Source organism: Tsukamurella hominis, from assembly GCF_965137015.1.
In the GTDB taxonomy this organism is placed as follows: Bacteria; Actinomycetota; Actinomycetes; order Mycobacteriales; family Mycobacteriaceae; genus Tsukamurella; species Tsukamurella hominis.
This window is the reverse complement of sequence record NZ_CBCRZG010000029.1, coordinates 30,530-45,921: the sequence shown is the minus strand read 5'-3', so window position 1 is coordinate 45,921 and position 15,392 is coordinate 30,530. Positions and strand designations below refer to the sequence as shown.

Annotated in this window: 15 protein-coding genes; 1 reads left to right on the top strand and 14 read right to left on the bottom strand. The window is 69.9% G+C overall.

The genetic code is table 11. The annotated features are described in order from the left end of the window. The 5 genes from ACM9LD_RS23175 to ACM9LD_RS23155 all read right to left on the bottom strand — a co-directional run. On the bottom strand, positions 1–2,012 hold a 2,012-nt coding region (locus ACM9LD_RS23175; RefSeq protein WP_415678876.1), incomplete at its 3' end, for a hypothetical protein. A gap of 31 nt (positions 2,013–2,043) precedes the next feature. Beyond that, entirely contained in the window at positions 2,044–3,147 is a 1,104-nt protein-coding gene (locus tag ACM9LD_RS23170) for a phage tail protein (RefSeq protein ID WP_415678875.1), read from the bottom strand. Beyond that, positions 3,144–3,587: a phage gene 29 protein family protein gene (locus ACM9LD_RS23165; protein ID WP_415678874.1), complete on the bottom strand. Its 444-nt coding sequence runs from the start codon at positions 3,585–3,587 to the stop codon at positions 3,144–3,146. Before ACM9LD_RS23165 ends, ACM9LD_RS23170 begins: the two co-directional genes overlap by 4 nt. Before the next feature lie 19 nt (positions 3,588–3,606). Continuing rightward, the gene (locus ACM9LD_RS23160; RefSeq protein ID WP_415678873.1) at positions 3,607–5,298 is read right to left on the bottom strand and encodes a Gp37-like protein; all 1,692 of its coding nucleotides are present in this window, start codon (positions 5,296–5,298) and stop codon (positions 3,607–3,609) included. Then, positions 5,288–6,355: a hypothetical protein gene (locus ACM9LD_RS23155; RefSeq protein ID WP_415678872.1), complete on the bottom strand. Its 1,068-nt coding sequence runs from the start codon at positions 6,353–6,355 to the stop codon at positions 5,288–5,290. Before ACM9LD_RS23155 ends, ACM9LD_RS23160 begins: the two co-directional genes overlap by 11 nt. 63 nt (positions 6,356–6,418) lie before the next feature. Here ACM9LD_RS23155 and ACM9LD_RS23150 point away from each other — a divergent pair, with 63 nt between their 5' ends. Then, a complete protein-coding gene (locus ACM9LD_RS23150) occupies positions 6,419–6,877 on the top strand; it encodes a hypothetical protein (protein WP_415678871.1) in 459 nt (152 codons plus the stop codon). Here ACM9LD_RS23150 and ACM9LD_RS23145 read toward each other — a convergent pair. From ACM9LD_RS23145 to ACM9LD_RS23105, 9 genes are all read right to left on the bottom strand, one after another. Then, positions 6,874–12,357 (bottom strand): phage tail tape measure protein, encoded by a 5,484-nt coding sequence (locus ACM9LD_RS23145; RefSeq protein WP_415678870.1) that lies wholly within the window; start codon positions 12,355–12,357, stop codon positions 6,874–6,876. The genes ACM9LD_RS23150 and ACM9LD_RS23145 overlap by 4 nt on opposite strands. Before the next feature lie 2 nt (positions 12,358–12,359). After that, the gene (locus ACM9LD_RS23140; protein ID WP_415678869.1) at positions 12,360–12,776 is read right to left on the bottom strand and encodes a hypothetical protein; all 417 of its coding nucleotides are present in this window, start codon (positions 12,774–12,776) and stop codon (positions 12,360–12,362) included. Positions 12,777–12,844: 68 nt separating this feature from the next. Continuing rightward, a complete protein-coding gene (locus ACM9LD_RS23135; RefSeq protein WP_415678868.1) occupies positions 12,845–13,174 on the bottom strand; it encodes a hypothetical protein in 330 nt (109 codons plus the stop codon). Next, entirely contained in the window at positions 13,155–13,406 is a 252-nt protein-coding gene (locus tag ACM9LD_RS23130) for a hypothetical protein (RefSeq protein ID WP_415678867.1), read from the bottom strand. The genes ACM9LD_RS23135 and ACM9LD_RS23130 overlap by 20 nt, the downstream gene beginning before the upstream one ends. Then, on the bottom strand, positions 13,403–13,942 hold the full coding sequence (locus ACM9LD_RS23125; protein WP_415678866.1) for a hypothetical protein: 540 nt from the start codon (positions 13,940–13,942) through the stop codon (positions 13,403–13,405). The genes ACM9LD_RS23130 and ACM9LD_RS23125 overlap by 4 nt, the downstream gene beginning before the upstream one ends. A gap of 86 nt (positions 13,943–14,028) precedes the next feature. Further along, positions 14,029–14,268 (bottom strand): hypothetical protein, encoded by a 240-nt coding sequence (locus tag ACM9LD_RS23120; protein WP_415678865.1) that lies wholly within the window; start codon positions 14,266–14,268, stop codon positions 14,029–14,031. A gap of 12 nt (positions 14,269–14,280) precedes the next feature. After that, on the bottom strand, positions 14,281–14,670 hold the full coding sequence (locus tag ACM9LD_RS23115; protein WP_415678864.1) for a hypothetical protein: 390 nt from the start codon (positions 14,668–14,670) through the stop codon (positions 14,281–14,283). Beyond that, a complete protein-coding gene (locus ACM9LD_RS23110) occupies positions 14,667–15,008 on the bottom strand; it encodes a hypothetical protein (RefSeq protein WP_415678863.1) in 342 nt (113 codons plus the stop codon). Before ACM9LD_RS23110 ends, ACM9LD_RS23115 begins: the two co-directional genes overlap by 4 nt. Then, positions 15,008–15,391: a hypothetical protein gene (locus ACM9LD_RS23105; protein WP_415678862.1), complete on the bottom strand. Its 384-nt coding sequence runs from the start codon at positions 15,389–15,391 to the stop codon at positions 15,008–15,010. The genes ACM9LD_RS23110 and ACM9LD_RS23105 overlap by 1 nt, the downstream gene beginning before the upstream one ends. Position 15,392 lies beyond the last annotated feature (1 nt).

Here is a 15,392-nt window from a genome sequence, read left to right as displayed (position 1 = left end):
GGGTAGCCGCCCGGGCCTCCTGCGCCGCCCGCTCTGGACCCTGCGGTTTGGCTGCCGCCAGTGCCGCCCGCGCCGCCCGCGCCAGCACATTTCGTCACAGAGTTCAGGGGTGCGGCCCCGCCCGCGCCGCCAGTGCCGCCCGCTAACGAATTAGGCGTACCGCCAACGGCGAGCGGGGTTGAAGACCCCGCGCCCCCCTGAGTGGCCGGGTTGTTGTAATCAGACCCAGTGCCGCCAGTGCCACCCTTCCCGCCGACTGACGTTGTCGGCACGAAGCCCAGCTCGCTCGCAATGTGTCCCTGCGCAGTGATCGTGGTCAAGTAAGACCCGAAGGACGTCTGTCCGCCAGACGTACCTATGACGACTGGCACGGTTGAGCTGATTGTCGATGGGTCCAAGGCGAGAGCAGTGAAACCGCCCCCATCGCCTCCGGGGCCGCCCGGCAAACCGTTAGCTCCACTTGCTCCCGCCGCTCCGGTTTTTCCGCTACCGATCCCGATCACGATCAGCTCAGTCAGATCGGCGGGCTTCGTCCACGTCGTGTTCGACGTGATCGTTTGGACGGTGTAGCCGGCAGCGATAGACGTGCGGATCGCCTGCATCGTGTCGTACACATCGCCCGTGCTGGCGCCGGAGCCGATCCACCCGTCAACAACGCCCTGCGCGGTCTGCTCCGCCGTCTGCTGAGCGGTCACCACCTTCGTGTTCAAGCCGCCGACCTCGGCGATGATGTCCGCCAACGTGCCGCCCACCACGGGGATGCCGCGGATCGCGCGCAGAATTGCGTTCACCAAGTCCTGCACGTAGCTGTTGACGTTCGCCAGCGCCGACGTGAGGCCGCTGACGTTCGCCTGCGGGATCGAGCTGCCCGGCCCGAACACCTTCGCCACCTCATCCTGGAAGTGGCCCAGCGAGAACAACGACCCGAGGATGCCGCGGCCGTTCATGAAGTTGTCGATGGTGGCCTGCACGAAGTTCCACGCGTCGGTCACACCCTGCCCGAGGTTCGACAGCGCGCCGGTGAGGCCCTCGACCCACTGCTGCGGCAGGGACTGCGCGGGCTTCCGCAGCCACAGGTCATCGAAGTGCGCCACACCCGCGGTGCCGGCGGCGTAGCCCTCCATCCGCACATAGCAGTACGCCGTACCCGCGGGCGCGGTCCACGAGGTCTCCATCTTCGTCTCGAAATCCGAGGACGTCGCACCCGACGGTGTGACCGTGCCGATCACCTGCGACCCGATCAGCTGGTCCCCCGCGTTGTACGCGAGCACCCGCAGCCCGACGGCCGGGCCACCCGACCCCGCGTAGCTGGTGAACCGCACGAACCCGCCCAACGACAGCTGCTGACCGCCCGCGACGTCGATCGGCTCCGACACACGCACATGCCCAGCACCGTCGAACGTCAGCTTCGCGCTGCCCAGCCGGGTGCGGCCGACGGTGGCGTCATGCTCGAACCCATCCCCCGCGGGCACATCCTCCGGCGCATCGAACGTGCCGAGCCAGTTCCGCTCCTGCCCCAACGGCAGGCGGATCAGCTGGCCGAGCTCGACGTTGCCGCCGAGCATCGACAACAGGCCCTTGATCCCCGCCATGATCCCCGCGGGAAGGTTGCCGAACAGCTTCGCCGCGTCGAACGCGCCGTCGGGGCGGAGGCCGCCGAACATCTCGCCGAGGCCGGTGAAGATCGCGGGCAGCTCGAGGCCGCTGCCGCCGCCGAACAGGCCGGCGAGCTGATCCAGGAAGGACCGCGGGTCGAGGGTGACAAGGCCCTCGAGGAGCTCGAGGACCGCGGCGCCACCCTCCGACAGGTTCAAGCCCTGCGCGAGGGCCTCAAATATCGCGTCCGAGAACTCCGCCAGCCCCGACAGGTCGATGCCGGTGGTCTCCTTGATCCACTCGATCACGCCGTCGCGGATGTTCTTGATGAACTCGTGGACCTGCTGCCCCGCCTCCCGCGCGCCCTCATCGATGTTCTCCCAGTCCAGGCCGCGCAGCGGGTTCCGGTCCGGCACACCCCGCCGGTACAGGTCGACTTGCCGCATATCAGCTCACCGGGAACCCGCGGATCACGACCTGCGAGTAGCTCGCGTCGATCGTGTACGACCCGCCGCCGGAGATCCGCCGCGCGATCACCCACACCGTGCACGCCTGATTCGCCGGGATACGGCCGACCTCCGAGGTCGGGGACACCGCGCGCATCGGCTCGCTCTCGGTCGAGAAGTGCGCGCCGATGTTCGTCACCGTCGTCGTGTCCAGCGTCGACGGATCGAACGGGCCGACGCCGAATACCGGCGCCGAGCCGGGCACCGACGGCGTGCCCACGTCGGGCTCGATGCGCACCTCAATCTGGATGCCGGCGCTCGACATCAGGCCGCGCCGCCACTTCACGTGACCGGACACGTCCGCCCACCACGCGACGGGCTGCGCCTCGATCGACAGCTGCGCGATGATCTGCTCCGGCGCGTTGTAGCTGTCCCCGTTGAACGCGCCCTGCGGGATTGTCCACATCTGCAGGCCGTACGGTGACAGGTCGCCGGGCTCGAACTTGCTCTTGGCCTCGTTCCAGACGATGCCCTGCCCGTCCTGCGGGTCGATCGAACCGTCGAAGTCGGTGGCCTCCTGGATGGTGGCGTTGTCGCCCTTCGGGCCCACGATCCCCGGCACCTTGAGGTGGAAGTGCGGGTCGGCGTCCGGGCCGGACCGCTCGACCACAATGGTGCCGTAGGGGCCGCCGGTCAGCGGGGCGACGAGCTCCGCCGACATGGACACGTCCGGCGTCGGCCCGGGTGGCCCTTCGAGGCTGCCCTGCTCCTGGATCCACTCGGTGCCGGTCCAGATGTGCCAGAACCCGCCGATGTACCAGGCCTTGCCCGCGTCCCCAGCGACGGGGTGCTCAATGGCCTTCATCTCCGCGGCGGTGGTGTAGCCGTGGCCCCACTGCGGGAGGATGATCGGCGACGGCACACCGGGGATACCCTGCGGGCCCTGCAGCGCGTCGAGGGTGAGGACACCGTCGGAGTCCTCGATGGTGAACGTGCCGACGATGGTCTGCGGGTCCCCCGGGCGGCGGGCCATCGCATAGAAGCGGGTCCGCACCAGCTTGTCGCCGATGTAGTTCAGGGTGCCGGGCAGGATCGGGTTGGTCACTGGTCCTCCTTCGGGTTGGCGAGCGCGTCGAAACCAGCGGCCATGAGCGCGGCGGTGCGGCGCCGGACGTCGTCGGGGAGCCGTTCGGTTAGTGCCTTGGCGACGGCCTGCGCTTCGGCCTCGACCTTGCGCTCGTCGTAGTCGGCGGGCAGGTCCTCGCGGAGCTTCCACTCGACGGTGCCCTGCATCTGCAGGTGCTCGTCGGGGACGGGGACGGCGACGATGTACGCGATGTCCGGGTGGACGCGGACGCCGGCGAGGGCGCCGTGCACGCACATCAGCTGCAGGTACGCCTCGTCCATGAACATCTGGGCACCGTTGGGGGCGACGCCGTCGCGGAGGGCGTCGGCGAGCTTCTCGGCCTCGTCGGTGATCTCGGCGATCTGCTCCTTGGTGAACCGGCGCTCGTAGGGGAACTGGGGGAACACTTCCTCGGGCATGGGGTGTCGATCTCCTTTGTCAGAACATGTCGCCCGCGCTCGCGATGAGCGCGGCGAAGTTGGCGACGTCGCCGATGGTGCGGAACGCGCGGATCAGGCCGTCTTCCTCGCGGGTGTCGTCGCCGACGGTGAGGATCGGCCGGCAGGGCTCACCGCGGGTGCGGGTGCGCTTGATGCCCTTCACCTGGTCGGTGTAGAGGATCCCGTTGCGCTCGATGTTCACCCGGTGGCCGAGACCGAAGTCCTTGCCGAGGACGAACGGGGCGACATCGCCTACGTCCTGCTGGAAGCTGACGTAGGCGCGGTTCTTGTAGTCGCCGAGCGCGAGGGCCTGGAACCCGGACACGGTGAACGCTGAGCCGGATCCGCTCTCGAAGAACTCGTTTCGGGCGTACGGGCCGGCCGCCGCGCTCGCGATCGGGTTCATGTAGTTCTGGAACGCGAGGAAGACGTCGTCGAGCTGCCCTTGGTACAGGTTGTCGAGGCCCTCGGTGCCGTACTGCTGATAGGCGCCGATGCCGTAGTTGATGACCTGGGCGAGCTGGCTGAGGCCGTAGCGGATGGCGAAGGTGATCGCCTGGTTAAGCCACTGGGGACTCTTCCCCCCTGTGACGATCGAGACGGCTCGCCGCTTGTGAATGCTCATGGTGGACTTGCGGATTCCGCCGTGCTCGGCGTCGCGGTAGGTGTACGGCGACGGCTTCGGCGCGACCATGAACAGCTTGCGGAAGAACGGTTCGGGCAGGCCGTCGCCGTCGCCGTCGAGCGGGATGAGCGTCGACCCGAGGAGGTTGTCGAAGGTGGCGGCGGCGAGGTTGATGCCGCCGTCGAGGACGGTGCCCGTCGGGCCGTCGACGCCGCTGTGGTCCTCGTAGCTGAGGATGATGCACGCCCGCTTCGGGCGGAGGATCTCCGCCATCTCCGGCCCGAACATCGTGTACGGGGCGGGATCGCCGGGCAGCCAGGTGTAGGCGCGGCAGGTGACGCCGGCGTCCTTGAGCAGCGGCGCCTGCACCTCCTCGAGGGACTTCCACCGCGACGAGAGGGTGCACCAGCGGGTCTGGTCGAGCAGCGGGTTGACCGGCATGACCTGGACGGGCCAGTTCAGCATGTGCAGGTTCTCGAGCCACGTCTTCGGCGACCACAGGTTCCGCGGGATCGGCCAGAACCCGTTGAGGGTGTAGATGCGAAACAGGTTGAAGAACGCGGTCGACGCGCACGCGTACGCCGTCCCTCCGCCGTTCATGAAGATCTTGGGGATCTGCGCCTGCGGGGGCATCAGCGGGTTCGCGGCGACGCTGATGAAGTTGGGGTGGTCACGGAAGCTGGTGCACTTGAGCACGAGCCGGTCCGGTTCCCCTGCTTCCTCGGTGTCGTCGAGGTCGTCGATCCAGCCGCCCCACCGGTTCTCCGTGTCGTGCGGGTTGTCCCGGTCGGGGTCGATCGTGATCATGATGTTCTGGTCGAACGGGATCTGCTGCGTGAGCAGCCGGCGCAGCCAGTCGAACCGCTTCCCGACAATCGTGATCTCGGCGCCGCCGACCTTGTCGTCGAGCTCCTCCCACGTCGCAGCCTCCGGATCGGAGATCTGCGCGAGGAGGTCGAAGTTCCGATCCCACACGCGAATCAGCTCGTACTGCGGCGGCCGGTTGATGAACGCGTGCCGCGCGCTTTCGAGCGCCGGGCCGACCTCGAGGACATCAGAGGGCATGGTCGAACCTCTGCGGCACGACGCACCAGATCCGGCCGCCGGGACGCGAGTGCGACACCTGCAGCGTCGCCTCGGACCGCGGTGGGATCGGCACGCGGAACCCCTGCCCGCGAAGGCGTTCCATCACGGTCTTCGCCTTGTCGCCCGCGTTGCCGGTGAGGAGCTGCAGGAGCTCGGCGTTGTTGATCCACTCGAGCCAGCCGTCGGTGACCGGGGCCTTCGAGTCGATCGCGATGCGGTGCGTCGGGTCCGTGTCGATGAGCGTGTGCTCGTCGGTGTACAGGGTGACGTCGATGACGGTCTTCGGCTCGCGGCGGCGACGCTGCCCGAACGGGAGCAGCTCGCCGAGCTTGAACAGGCCGAGCAGCCCCGGAAAGTCGGTGTGGTCGGCGGCGTCGGCCGGGGTGATGATCGCGTTCGGGCCGTCCGGCAGGAGGATCCGGCCGGGCGCCTCGCAGATGAAGTAGGGCCAGGCGGGGACGTTGCCGCGGTTGATCACCCGGATCTGGCCGATCTTCTGCCCGTTGGTGTGCTGGTACATGCCGACGAAGTCGGGGCGCCGCCACCGCGGGTCACCGGACACGGCGAGGGTGAGCTCGTGGATCGACACGTTGTTGTCGTTCGCGGTCGGGTCGTCCTCGAAGATGGTGTTCACCTCGGCGCGGTGCACCGGCACCCACACCTCGCCCCACCCTCGCGTGGTCACCGAGAACCAGCACGGCTCGGCCGGGAGGCAGCCGTCGAAGAAACGTCGGCGCGTCGCGGCCCACCCGAACTCGCTGTCGTTGATGAGCAGGAGGTTGAAGTGAATCTCGAGCTTCCCGTCGACCCACCGCTCGAAGTACGGCGCGCTGTTCGCGGTCTCGGACCAGACGCCCTCGCCGGGGATCTCGCCGAGCCCCTCGACGGAGCCGGTGATCATCGCGCCCTCGGTCCCGGCGAGCGGGCCGGCGAGGTGGAACAGTTCCCCGGTGGTGAGGAGCATCTTGATTTCGACGTTCTCGGCGCGCAGGCGCGCGGGGAGGGCGTCCCAGCTGGTGTCGATCGGCAGCGGCAAGGCGGTACACCTCCTCGGGTGATTCGGGATGAGCCGCCCGGAATCGGGCGCTACGATCTGCGGATGAAGACGAAGACCTGGGCGGCTGCAGCAGTGCTGGCCGTGACGACGCTCACCGCGGGATGCGGCTCAGAACCCTCGACGAGCGACCGGGTGATAGCGGCGTGCAAGGCCGCCGCGGAGAAGAAGGCGATGGGCACCTGGGGCTCGTCGCGCCTTAGCGCGATCTCGCTGCACTACACCGATTTGGCTGCGTCTCTGACAGACGACAGCAAGCCGACTGAACGATGGACTGTCGAAGGGCAACTGCTGATCAAGAAGACGATCGCCCCGAAGCCCTACGAGTTCGACGACGATGGCAAACCGGCGGTCGAGGATGACCCCGGCCGCTTCATCTGCAAAGCAGGTCACCGCAAGTCCGACGGTGAGATCGTGGTGTTCGAGATCGAGCAGAAACACCCGACAGGCGATGGGAGCGTCGGCGCGGTCCTCGCCTACCCCGAGGGTGAATCCCCGAACTAGCGGCCGACGGGAACCGCGCCGGCGAGGCGGGTCCGCTGCTCCGGGACCGCGCGCCGCACGATCTTCCCGATCTCCTGCGCGTTCGGCCCCGACGCATTCACGTTGATCGACGCGTCGACCGGGCTGGCCGGCGTGATCGGCAGCGCCATCCCCGGCCCGGCCGCCGCGGACGTCGACGTTGGCGCCGCCACGCCGGAACCCGCACCCGCGAGCCACGGCGGCGGCGCCTCCTTGCCCTCCATCCACGGCGGCGGCGTGAACTTGATGCCCATGATCGCGTTCGCCATCTTCACGATGCCGAGGTTCTGCAGGTCAGGCAGCCACGAGCCGTCCATTCCGAGCGTCTCGAGCACGCCGCCACCGAAGATCTTCGTGAGCTCCTTGAGGTCCGAACCGCCCGAGTCGCCGGTGCTGCTGTCGCTCGTCTTCGTCGGCGACGTCGACGAATCGGTCTTGGCCTGCGCGGCGTCCCGCTCGAGGCGGGCGACGATGTTCCGCTGCGCGGTCTTCGCTGCCTCGGTGGCCTTCGGGTCGGCCTCAAGCTGCGCGAGCTTCGTGCGCGCCTCTGCGGCAGCGGTCTCGGCCTTCTCGGCCTTGCTCTTCGCCGCGGACAGGCCCGTGGACGCGGTGCTCGCGCCGGTCTGCATGGCCTCGTAGTCGGTTTTCGCCTGGGCGGCGTCGCGCTCTGCCTTGGTGACCCGGTTCTTCGCGGCCTGCAGCGCGGACGCCTTGGTCTTCGGGTCCTTCTCCTTCTCAGCGAGCGCGGTGCGCGCCTCGGCGGCCTTCGTCTCGGCGTCGTCGGCTTTGTCCTTCGCCTCGCGGAGCTTGCGCGGGTCGATGGCCTTCTTGACGGTCTTGTCGACGGCGGTCTGCATCGCCGACTCGCCCGAGCCGAACATGCCGGGAACGTCGCCAAACAGGGCGCGGCCGATCCACCAGCCGAGGCTGTACTTCTGCACTCCCCCGCCCGAGCCGGATCCGCCACCGGTGGTGGTGCTCGACGAGCCGGTCGAGGAGCTGCCCGTCGTGTCGAAGTCGCTGGCGCCTGACGTCGACTCGGTCGGCCCCTGCCCGTTGAGGGAGATCCACGCCCGGTTCGGGAACTCGTCCGCGCCGGCCGCGCCTGCGCCGTACCCGCCGTTGCCGGACTGGCCGCCCATCTCGACGTTGGTGCGCCCGCCGTCTGCGTCGACGATCGTGCCGGCGGCGTGGCCGCCGCCGGGGCCGCCGTTCTTCCAGCCGATGATGTAGGCGGCGGTGCCGGCGGGCGGGTCGCCCGTGATGAAGCCGCGCTTCGCGAGCTCCCCCGCTGCCGAGCCCGTCGCGAACCGGCCCTTGGCGCCGGTGATGAAGTTCGCGATCCGGGCCTGCGCGCCAGAGCAGTCCGTGTCCCACGACGACGTGCCGGATCCGCCGAACGTGTAGGTGCCCGAGGTGATCCCGGAGGCGAACGACTTGACGTCGTCGACGGTGAGGCCGCCGTTCTCCATCGGCCGGGCGAGGTTGAGGCCGAAGCGGCGGGCGACCTCGGCGAGGATCGCGGTCGAGCGGCTGCGCTTCGACTGTGCGAGCGGGATGAAGGCTTCGCCCTGGGTAGCGGGCTCGGCCCACTGGATCAGGCCCGGGATCGGCTTCTGGATCACCGCGCTGTTCGGGAGGCTGGTGAAGCCACCACGGGCAAACGCGCGGACGCCGCCGTCCTCCATCGTCGGCTCGCTGCCGCGGTTGCCGTAGCGGTCGGTGCCGACGCTCTGCCCCGTGCCGACGACGGTGACGGTCTTCACCGCTGGCTGGGTGAGCTCGCGGAGCTTTGCCTGCGCCTCGGCGACGCCGGACAGGGTGACGATGACGGTCTTCCCGTTGTCGTTTCGCACCGCGAGGCCGAGCGCCTGCAGCTTCTCGAGGACGCCGGGAGCGTTCGGGGCCTCGACCTCGATGCGCTTGTCGTTGCCCTCTCGCACCTTGATACCAATGCTGTTGAGCAGGTCGAGCACGCCCTGCCCGCCGGGGGCGCCGACGTTGACGTCGGCGCCCTTCGGGAGCCCAGTGACGGTGTCCATGACCGCGCGGAGTTGCGCGAGCGCGGCGTCGGACTTCGCGGTGATCTCGACGGTCTGGCCGCCCGGCATGTCCTTGATCGTGAAGCCGATGGCGGCGAGCTGCTTACGGGTCTTCTCGCTGACCTCCGACGAGGCGACCGTGACGGTCTTCTTCCCGGGCATGGCGTCGAAGGTGGCCTTGACCTTTCCGAGCCCCGCGACAGTCTCGGGCATCCCCGCGAGGCGCACGGCGAGCTCGACGGTCTTGCCGCCGAGGCTGTTGTACAGGTCGCGGATCTTCTCGATCGGCAGGCCGGTCGCGTCGGCGAGCTTCTTGAACTGCGTCTCGAGCTGCGCGTTGATCACGTTCATGTCGGCGCCGGTCGACGCGGCCTGACCGGCCTTGTCGGCGAGGTCCGCGAGCGTGCGTGCCAGCTTCGCGCTGTTCGCGTTCAGCCCGTCGAGGCCGCCCGACTGGTCGAGGGCGACGGTGCCGAGCCCGGCGGCCGCCTCCGTGGCCTTCTGCGTGGCCTCGGCGAACTGAGCGACCGCCTCCACCTTGGTGCGCGCGGGGTTCATCGCGTCCATGGCGGTCTTGAGGGCGTTCATCTTGTCGCCGGCCGACGCGGTCTTATCGCCCATGACGCGGATCGCATCGCCGAGCTGCGTGATGCCGGGCGCGAGGCGCTGCGCCTGGCCGCGCTGCTCGTCGTACTTGGCGCGGAGCCCCGCGAGCCCTTCGGCGGCGAGGCGCCCGCCGTCGCCGGAGGCGCGGAGCTTGCCGACGAAGCTGTTCCACTCCGCGTCGGAGCCGCCGAGGCGCTTGCCGAGGTCCTCGGTGGTCATGCCGAGGTCGTCGAGGGCCTTCTTGGTGACCTGGGCGCGGCCCGCGGCCTCGTCCATCCGCTGAGTGCGGGTGTTGTCGAACCAAGCGCCGCCGCCGAAGACGTCGCCGAAGACGTCCTTCGCCTCGTCGGTCCACTTCGCGTCGTTCTTCGCGGCCGCCTCGACCGACGAGCGGTAGGCGTCGACCTGCTTGGTCAGGTCCTGGAAGACCTCGGCGGTCGCGGCGCCGCGGCTCGCGATGAGCTTCGAGCCGGTGCCCTTCTGCGTCTCCGCGAGCTCCTTGAGGGAGCTGTTGTACTCGTCGGTGATGGCCTTCTGCTTGGCGGTGGTCGCCGCCCAGGCGGTGCCGAGGATCGCGGCGCCGGTGAGCGCGACACCGAGCGGGCCGCCGAGGACGCCTGCGACGCCGGACGCGGCGCCCTTGACGGCGCTGAGCCCCGACGATGCGGCGCCGGCGACGTTGCTGCCGAGGACCCGCAGGTGCGCGGACGCGGTCGCCGCGTTCTGCCCGGTGCCGTAGAGGACCCGGCCGAGGGTGCTCGTCGTCGGGTTCGCCTGCTGCATCCACCGGACGCTGTCGCGGTAGGCCGACGTGAAGTTCGAGACGCCGGTGCGGGCCTGCCCGAGCGAGCCGACGATGCCCGACACGCGGCCGCGGGCGTTGCTCACCGCGGTGCCGAAGGCGCCGACGCCGCGGCCGGCGGTGTTGGCGGCGGTCGCCATGCGCCCTGCCTCGACGGCGGTGCCCGCGACTCCTGCGCGGAACGCTCCGACGAGGCCGGGGAGCACCTTCCACGCGAGGAACGCGGCGAGGAGTGCGGTCGCGGCGACCTTGTTGTTGTCGATCAGAGAGGCGAGGCCGGCGAGCGGCGGGGTCACCAGGTTCAGGACGGTCGAGAGTGCCTGCAGGCCGGTAACGGCGACGTTCCACCCGGCCACGCCGATCGCGCCGCCGACCATCGCCGCCGACTTCGCGAGGCTGAGGAGTGACGGTGCGGCGGCCTTCGCCGACGCCATGATCGACTGCAGCGCGCTCGAGGTGTCGGCGCCGCGCATCAGGTCGGACGAGAACAGCTTGCCGAGGCGCTCCGGCGCGTCCGAGAGGACGTTGAGCGCCTTGGTCGCGGGGCCTTCGATGAGGTCGTACAGGCGAAGCTGCGCGTCCTCGACGGTGTTGGTGAACTTGGCGACCGCACCGGGCAGGCCCTGCGTCTTGGCCTTCGCGACGTCGGCGGCGGCGCCCTGCCGGTCGACGGCGGCCCGCATCTGGTCGTAGCCCGTCGCACCGTCCTTGGCTGCGACACCGGCGAGGCGCATCGCGTCCGACCCGAACAGGGTCGACGCGGCGGCCTGGTACTGCTCCTCGGTCATCCGGCCCGCGGCCTGGCCGAGCTGGTCAAGCAGCGAGTGCATGCCGACGAACTTGCCCTGCGCGTCGTAGATCGTCAGGCCGAGATCGTGGATCGCGTTCTGCGCGGGCTTCCCCTGGTCGGTGAGCGCGAGGAGCGCCGACTTGAGCAGGGTGCCTGCGTCGGACCCGGCGACACCGTTGTTGGCGAGCAGCGCGATCGACGCGGCGGTGTCCTCCATGGACAGGCCGAACTGGTGCGCGACGAGGCCGCCTGCCTGCAGCGCCGAAGCGACGTCGGTGATCTCCGACGTCGAGGCGTTGGCGGCGTTCGCGAGGACGTCGGCGGCCTTGCCCGCGTACGCGCCGTCCTTGCCGAAGGTCTGCAGCGCGCGGGCCTGGATCGTCGCCGCGGTGGTCGCGTCGATGCTCGCCGCCGCGGCGAGCTGCAGGGTGCCCTTCGCGGCCTGCATGGACTGGTCGACGGAGAGGCCGCCCTTGGCGAGCTCGGTCATCGCCTCGGCTGCGTCGCGGGCGCTGGTCGCCGGAAGGTCGATGTCGCGGCCGAGTTCGCGGGCGCGGGCGCTGACCTGCTTCATCTGCCCGGCGTTCGCCGAGCTCGCGGCCTGCATGGTGTTGAGCGCGGTCGTGAACTCCATGCCGATCGCGAGGGACTGCTTCACCTGGTCGACGAGGAGGGTGCCGCCGGCGGCGATGCCGGCGATCTTCGCGACCTGGCCGAGCTTCTCCATGAGCGAGCCGGTCTGCGCGGCGGCGGAGCCGAGACCCTCGACGCCTTCGGTCGCCTCGGCGGTCTGCTCGTTGACGGCGGCGGCGGCCTCCTCGGCTGCCTTCTGCGCGTTGGCGAGCGCGCCGGTCGCGTTCGTGTGGCTGTTCGCGGCGTCGGTGGCCTTGCGGCGTGCCGACGCGATCTTCTCCTCGGCGGAGGCGATGCGGCCGGCGTCGGTGATGCTGCGGTCGCGGAGGGACTGCAGCTGGGCCTCGGCGACGCGGACCTTGCCGACGGCGTCTTCCTCGCGGCGCCGCGCGGTCGCCAGGGTCGACGCGGCCTTCTCGACCTTCGTCTTCGCGGCAGCGATGCCCGCGGCGATGGAGTCGCCCGCGTCGCGCCCGGCCTTCTTGGCGGCGGCCTGGATGGGGACGCCGAGGCCCTGCGCGATCTGGTTCTTCGCGCCCTCGAAGGAGAGGATGACGGGAAGGGCGGCGTATCCGATGTTCTCGGCCATGGCTACTCCTCCTTCGGGTCGTTCGGGCGGGCGTTGCGTTGGGCGGTCTCCACTGCGGCGAGGACCTGCGCGGGCAGGGCGGCCTGTCCGCGTCGTGCGCGCTGCCGCTCGGCGCGCTTGAGGGCGCCGGCGCGGCGGTTCTCGCGGCGCGTTTCCTTCTCGTCCTGCTCGGTGTTCGCGCCGGGCCGGGCGAGGTACTTGATGCCGGCGAGGCGCTCGACGAGGTCGGCGAGGAGGTGATCGGTGAGGGTCCACGGGGTGGCGCCGTCACGGAACTTCTTGTTGAGCGCGGAGTCGGCGGGCAGCGTGGTGATGCGGACGCCGATCATGCGGATCGTGAGCCTGCGACAGCCGTTCTCGTCGAACCGCCACCGGTCGCGGTAGTCGATGCCGTGGTAGCGCGACAGATCGGATTCCACCAGCCCTGCATGGTGCCGAAGCAGACCAAGCAGGGCCGGCAGGATCCCGAATGAGCTGACGCGCTCGGTCAGTTTCCCGACGAGTTGAACGCCTTCATGATCGTGGCGACGAGCTCGCGGCGCTTGCGCACCGTCGGGCCGGTCGCGACGAACAGCGCCCACTGTGTGGGGCCGAGCAGCGCCTCGGTGGCGAGGGCGTCGTGGCCGCGCTCGAGTTCGGTCTCGGCCTCGACGGGCCAGTCCTCGAACGTGGCCGGGACGAGGTAGGTGAGACCGTCGAACTCGACCTTGACGCGGTCGGCGCCGGTCGCTTCGGCCTCGGCCGCGGTGTCCGGGGCTTCGACCTCGGAGGTCTCGTTCTCCGCCTCGTCGGCCTTCTCAGTCGTCGTCTTCGCCATCTTCGCCTGCCTCGCTGTCGTTGTCGTTGGTGGATTCGGCCGCCGCGGTGGCCTGCTGGTTCAGCGCGCGCGCCCGGGCACCGCCGGACTGCACCGCGGGCGCCGGTGCCTGATCGTCGAGGAGCTTCGCGTCGCCGCGCGCGATGAGCGCGGCAGCGCTGTTCTCGTCGACGGACAGCACCGCGCCCGCGGGGAACATCTCGGTGTCCGTGGTCAGTTCGACCTTGATCACGGCGTCACCACGGACCGCTGGACGAGGAACAGCTCCTTCGCCGAGTTCGGGAAGATGCGGGCGTTGAACTCGTAGCCGTCCGCGGCGCCTTCCTTCTCGTTGGCGTTGGACGCCCAGATGCGGGCCTTGAGCTTCGACACGTACCGCACGGTCTGGCCGAGGTCGTCGACGAGCTGAAACGCGACGTACTTGTACGCAGGCTTCGGCACGACGAGCGCGGTGCTCGTGGAGCCGGGCCAGATGAGCCCCATGGTGGTCTCGTTGTCCTCGAGCGCGGTGAACTTCCGCTCCACCTTGAGGTTCTTCGACGCGACCTTCACGACGCCGTAGCCCCACGCGGTGATGTCGGTCTCGTCCCACTCGCGCGAGTTCTCGAAGCCCTGGTCGCCGTTGAGCAGGCCGACGAACTCCCACGGGGCGGGGAACGGGTCGGTCACGGCGGTGGGGAGGTCGGCCGGGGCGAGCGCGCCGGCCTTGTCGAGGATCAGCACGTCAGCGCCGTCCCACAGCTTCACGTTGTCCGGGTTACCGGCCATGGTGAGTCTCCTTTGAAATAGGAAACCCCCAGCCCGACAACGGGTTGGGGGTGGATGGGTGCCGACGGCGGATGCCGCCGATCAGGTCACGAGACGGAGATACCGTTTCGTGCTGCGGCTCGGGTGAGCTCGCCGTTTCGGGCCTGCTGGTAGGCAGGCAGTTCGACCGCGGCGACTGCGCGGTCGGTGGTGTACTGCGCGACGTTCGCGTCCTTCGTGTTGGCCGCGATACCCTCGGCGACCTTGGTCACTACGGTCCGGGCGCCGGCGCTCTTGGCAAGGGCTGCGAACCCGGCCGAGCGGAGCTTGATCGTTGCTTTCGCCATGACGGTCCTCCTCTACAGCGGCTTCGTGCGGACGGTGACAGTGAGCGTCGCGGTGGCGAAGAACCCGAGGTTCTTCGGATCCCGCCCGGACGCGATCGCGCCGGAGCCGCGGATCGTCGCGATCCCGGGCACGGGATGAGTGAGGAGCAGGCCGACGGCCTCGCCGCACAGATCGCGTGCGGCGTCCTCCCCCGCTGCCCAGGCGGTGATGCGCAGCTTCTCGCGGACGGCCACCGGCCACATCGAGGCGGGGTCGGGGTCGGCGGCGATGACGATGCACGGCGCGCTGGCCGGGGTCCAGTTGTCGTCGAGGTTCCGCCGCACCTCGTTCGCGATCCGGGTGGCGAGCCACTCCTTGACGATCGGCGCCATCGCGGAGGGCTGGACGGGCGGGCGGGTCATCCTCGGCCTGCCTCGGCGAGGAGGTCGTACCCGGACAGGTCCGGGTCGCCGTCCGGGTCGATGTACGGGGTCGGGTCGCCGATCACCTGGTAGCGGCGGCCGCGGACCTTGAGCGCGCACCCGGCGTGCACGCCGGAGGTGATGGGCAGGAGCACGCGGATCATGCCGATCGACGGGGAACCCTGGCCGCGGCGCTCGTCGGGGCGGCCCGCGTCCTCGCGCACGGTCGCGTCCTCGACGAGGCAGTTCGGCACCGTCACCTCGGGCGAGGCGACGGGGTTGTTGTCCGCGTCGAGCCGGGCCTCGGTCAGGAGGATCACGGTCTCGGTGCCGAGCATCAGTAGTCCCCTCGGGGGAAGTTGCCGCGCGGCATCGCGTGGATCGGCAGGCCGAGTAGCTGCCGGTGCCAGTCGGTGAGGTCGACGCGCCCGGCGGCCCCGGAGAGGGTGCCGGCCTTGGTGCGTGGGCCTTCGACGCGGGTGTACGTGGTGTGTCCGGCGTAGGGGCCGGTCGCGAAGTGCGTCTTCACGACGTCGAGGGTGACGACGCGTGCGGCGTCCTCGCGATCGGCGGGGAACTCGGGGTAGCCCGCTTCGGTGAAGGCGTCGCGGATGGCGTTGGAACAGGCGGTGAGGATGTCCTCGACCGCCTGTTCCTCGGCCGGTGTGAGGGCACGCCACCGCTCCGCCACCTGGGGAGCGGTGAGGAACGGCTCGGCCATG

What these genes read in the sequence shown, in the direction of transcription:
- ACM9LD_RS23150 (WP_415678871.1), top strand. Translation starts at nt 6,419, where the DNA reads ATGAAGACGAAGACCTGGGCGGCTGCAGCAGTGCTGGCCGTGACGACG.
- ACM9LD_RS23145 (WP_415678870.1), bottom strand. Translation starts at nt 12,357, where the DNA reads ATGGCCGAGAACATCGGATACGCCGCCCTTCCCGTCATCCTCTCCTTC.
- ACM9LD_RS23115 (WP_415678864.1), bottom strand. Translation starts at nt 14,670, where the DNA reads ATGACCCGCCCGCCCGTCCAGCCCTCCGCGATGGCGCCGATCGTCAAG.
- ACM9LD_RS23160 (WP_415678873.1), bottom strand. Translation starts at nt 5,298, where the DNA reads ATGCCCTCTGATGTCCTCGAGGTCGGCCCGGCGCTCGAAAGCGCGCGG.
- ACM9LD_RS23105 (WP_415678862.1), bottom strand. Translation starts at nt 15,391, where the DNA reads ATGGCCGAGCCGTTCCTCACCGCTCCCCAGGTGGCGGAGCGGTGGCGT.
- ACM9LD_RS23110 (WP_415678863.1), bottom strand. Translation starts at nt 15,008, where the DNA reads ATGCTCGGCACCGAGACCGTGATCCTCCTGACCGAGGCCCGGCTCGAC.
- ACM9LD_RS23125 (WP_415678866.1), bottom strand. Translation starts at nt 13,942, where the DNA reads ATGGCCGGTAACCCGGACAACGTGAAGCTGTGGGACGGCGCTGACGTG.
- ACM9LD_RS23135 (WP_415678868.1), bottom strand. Translation starts at nt 13,174, where the DNA reads ATGGCGAAGACGACGACTGAGAAGGCCGACGAGGCGGAGAACGAGACC.
- ACM9LD_RS23165 (WP_415678874.1), bottom strand. Translation starts at nt 3,587, where the DNA reads ATGCCCGAGGAAGTGTTCCCCCAGTTCCCCTACGAGCGCCGGTTCACC.
- ACM9LD_RS23120 (WP_415678865.1), bottom strand. Translation starts at nt 14,268, where the DNA reads ATGGCGAAAGCAACGATCAAGCTCCGCTCGGCCGGGTTCGCAGCCCTT.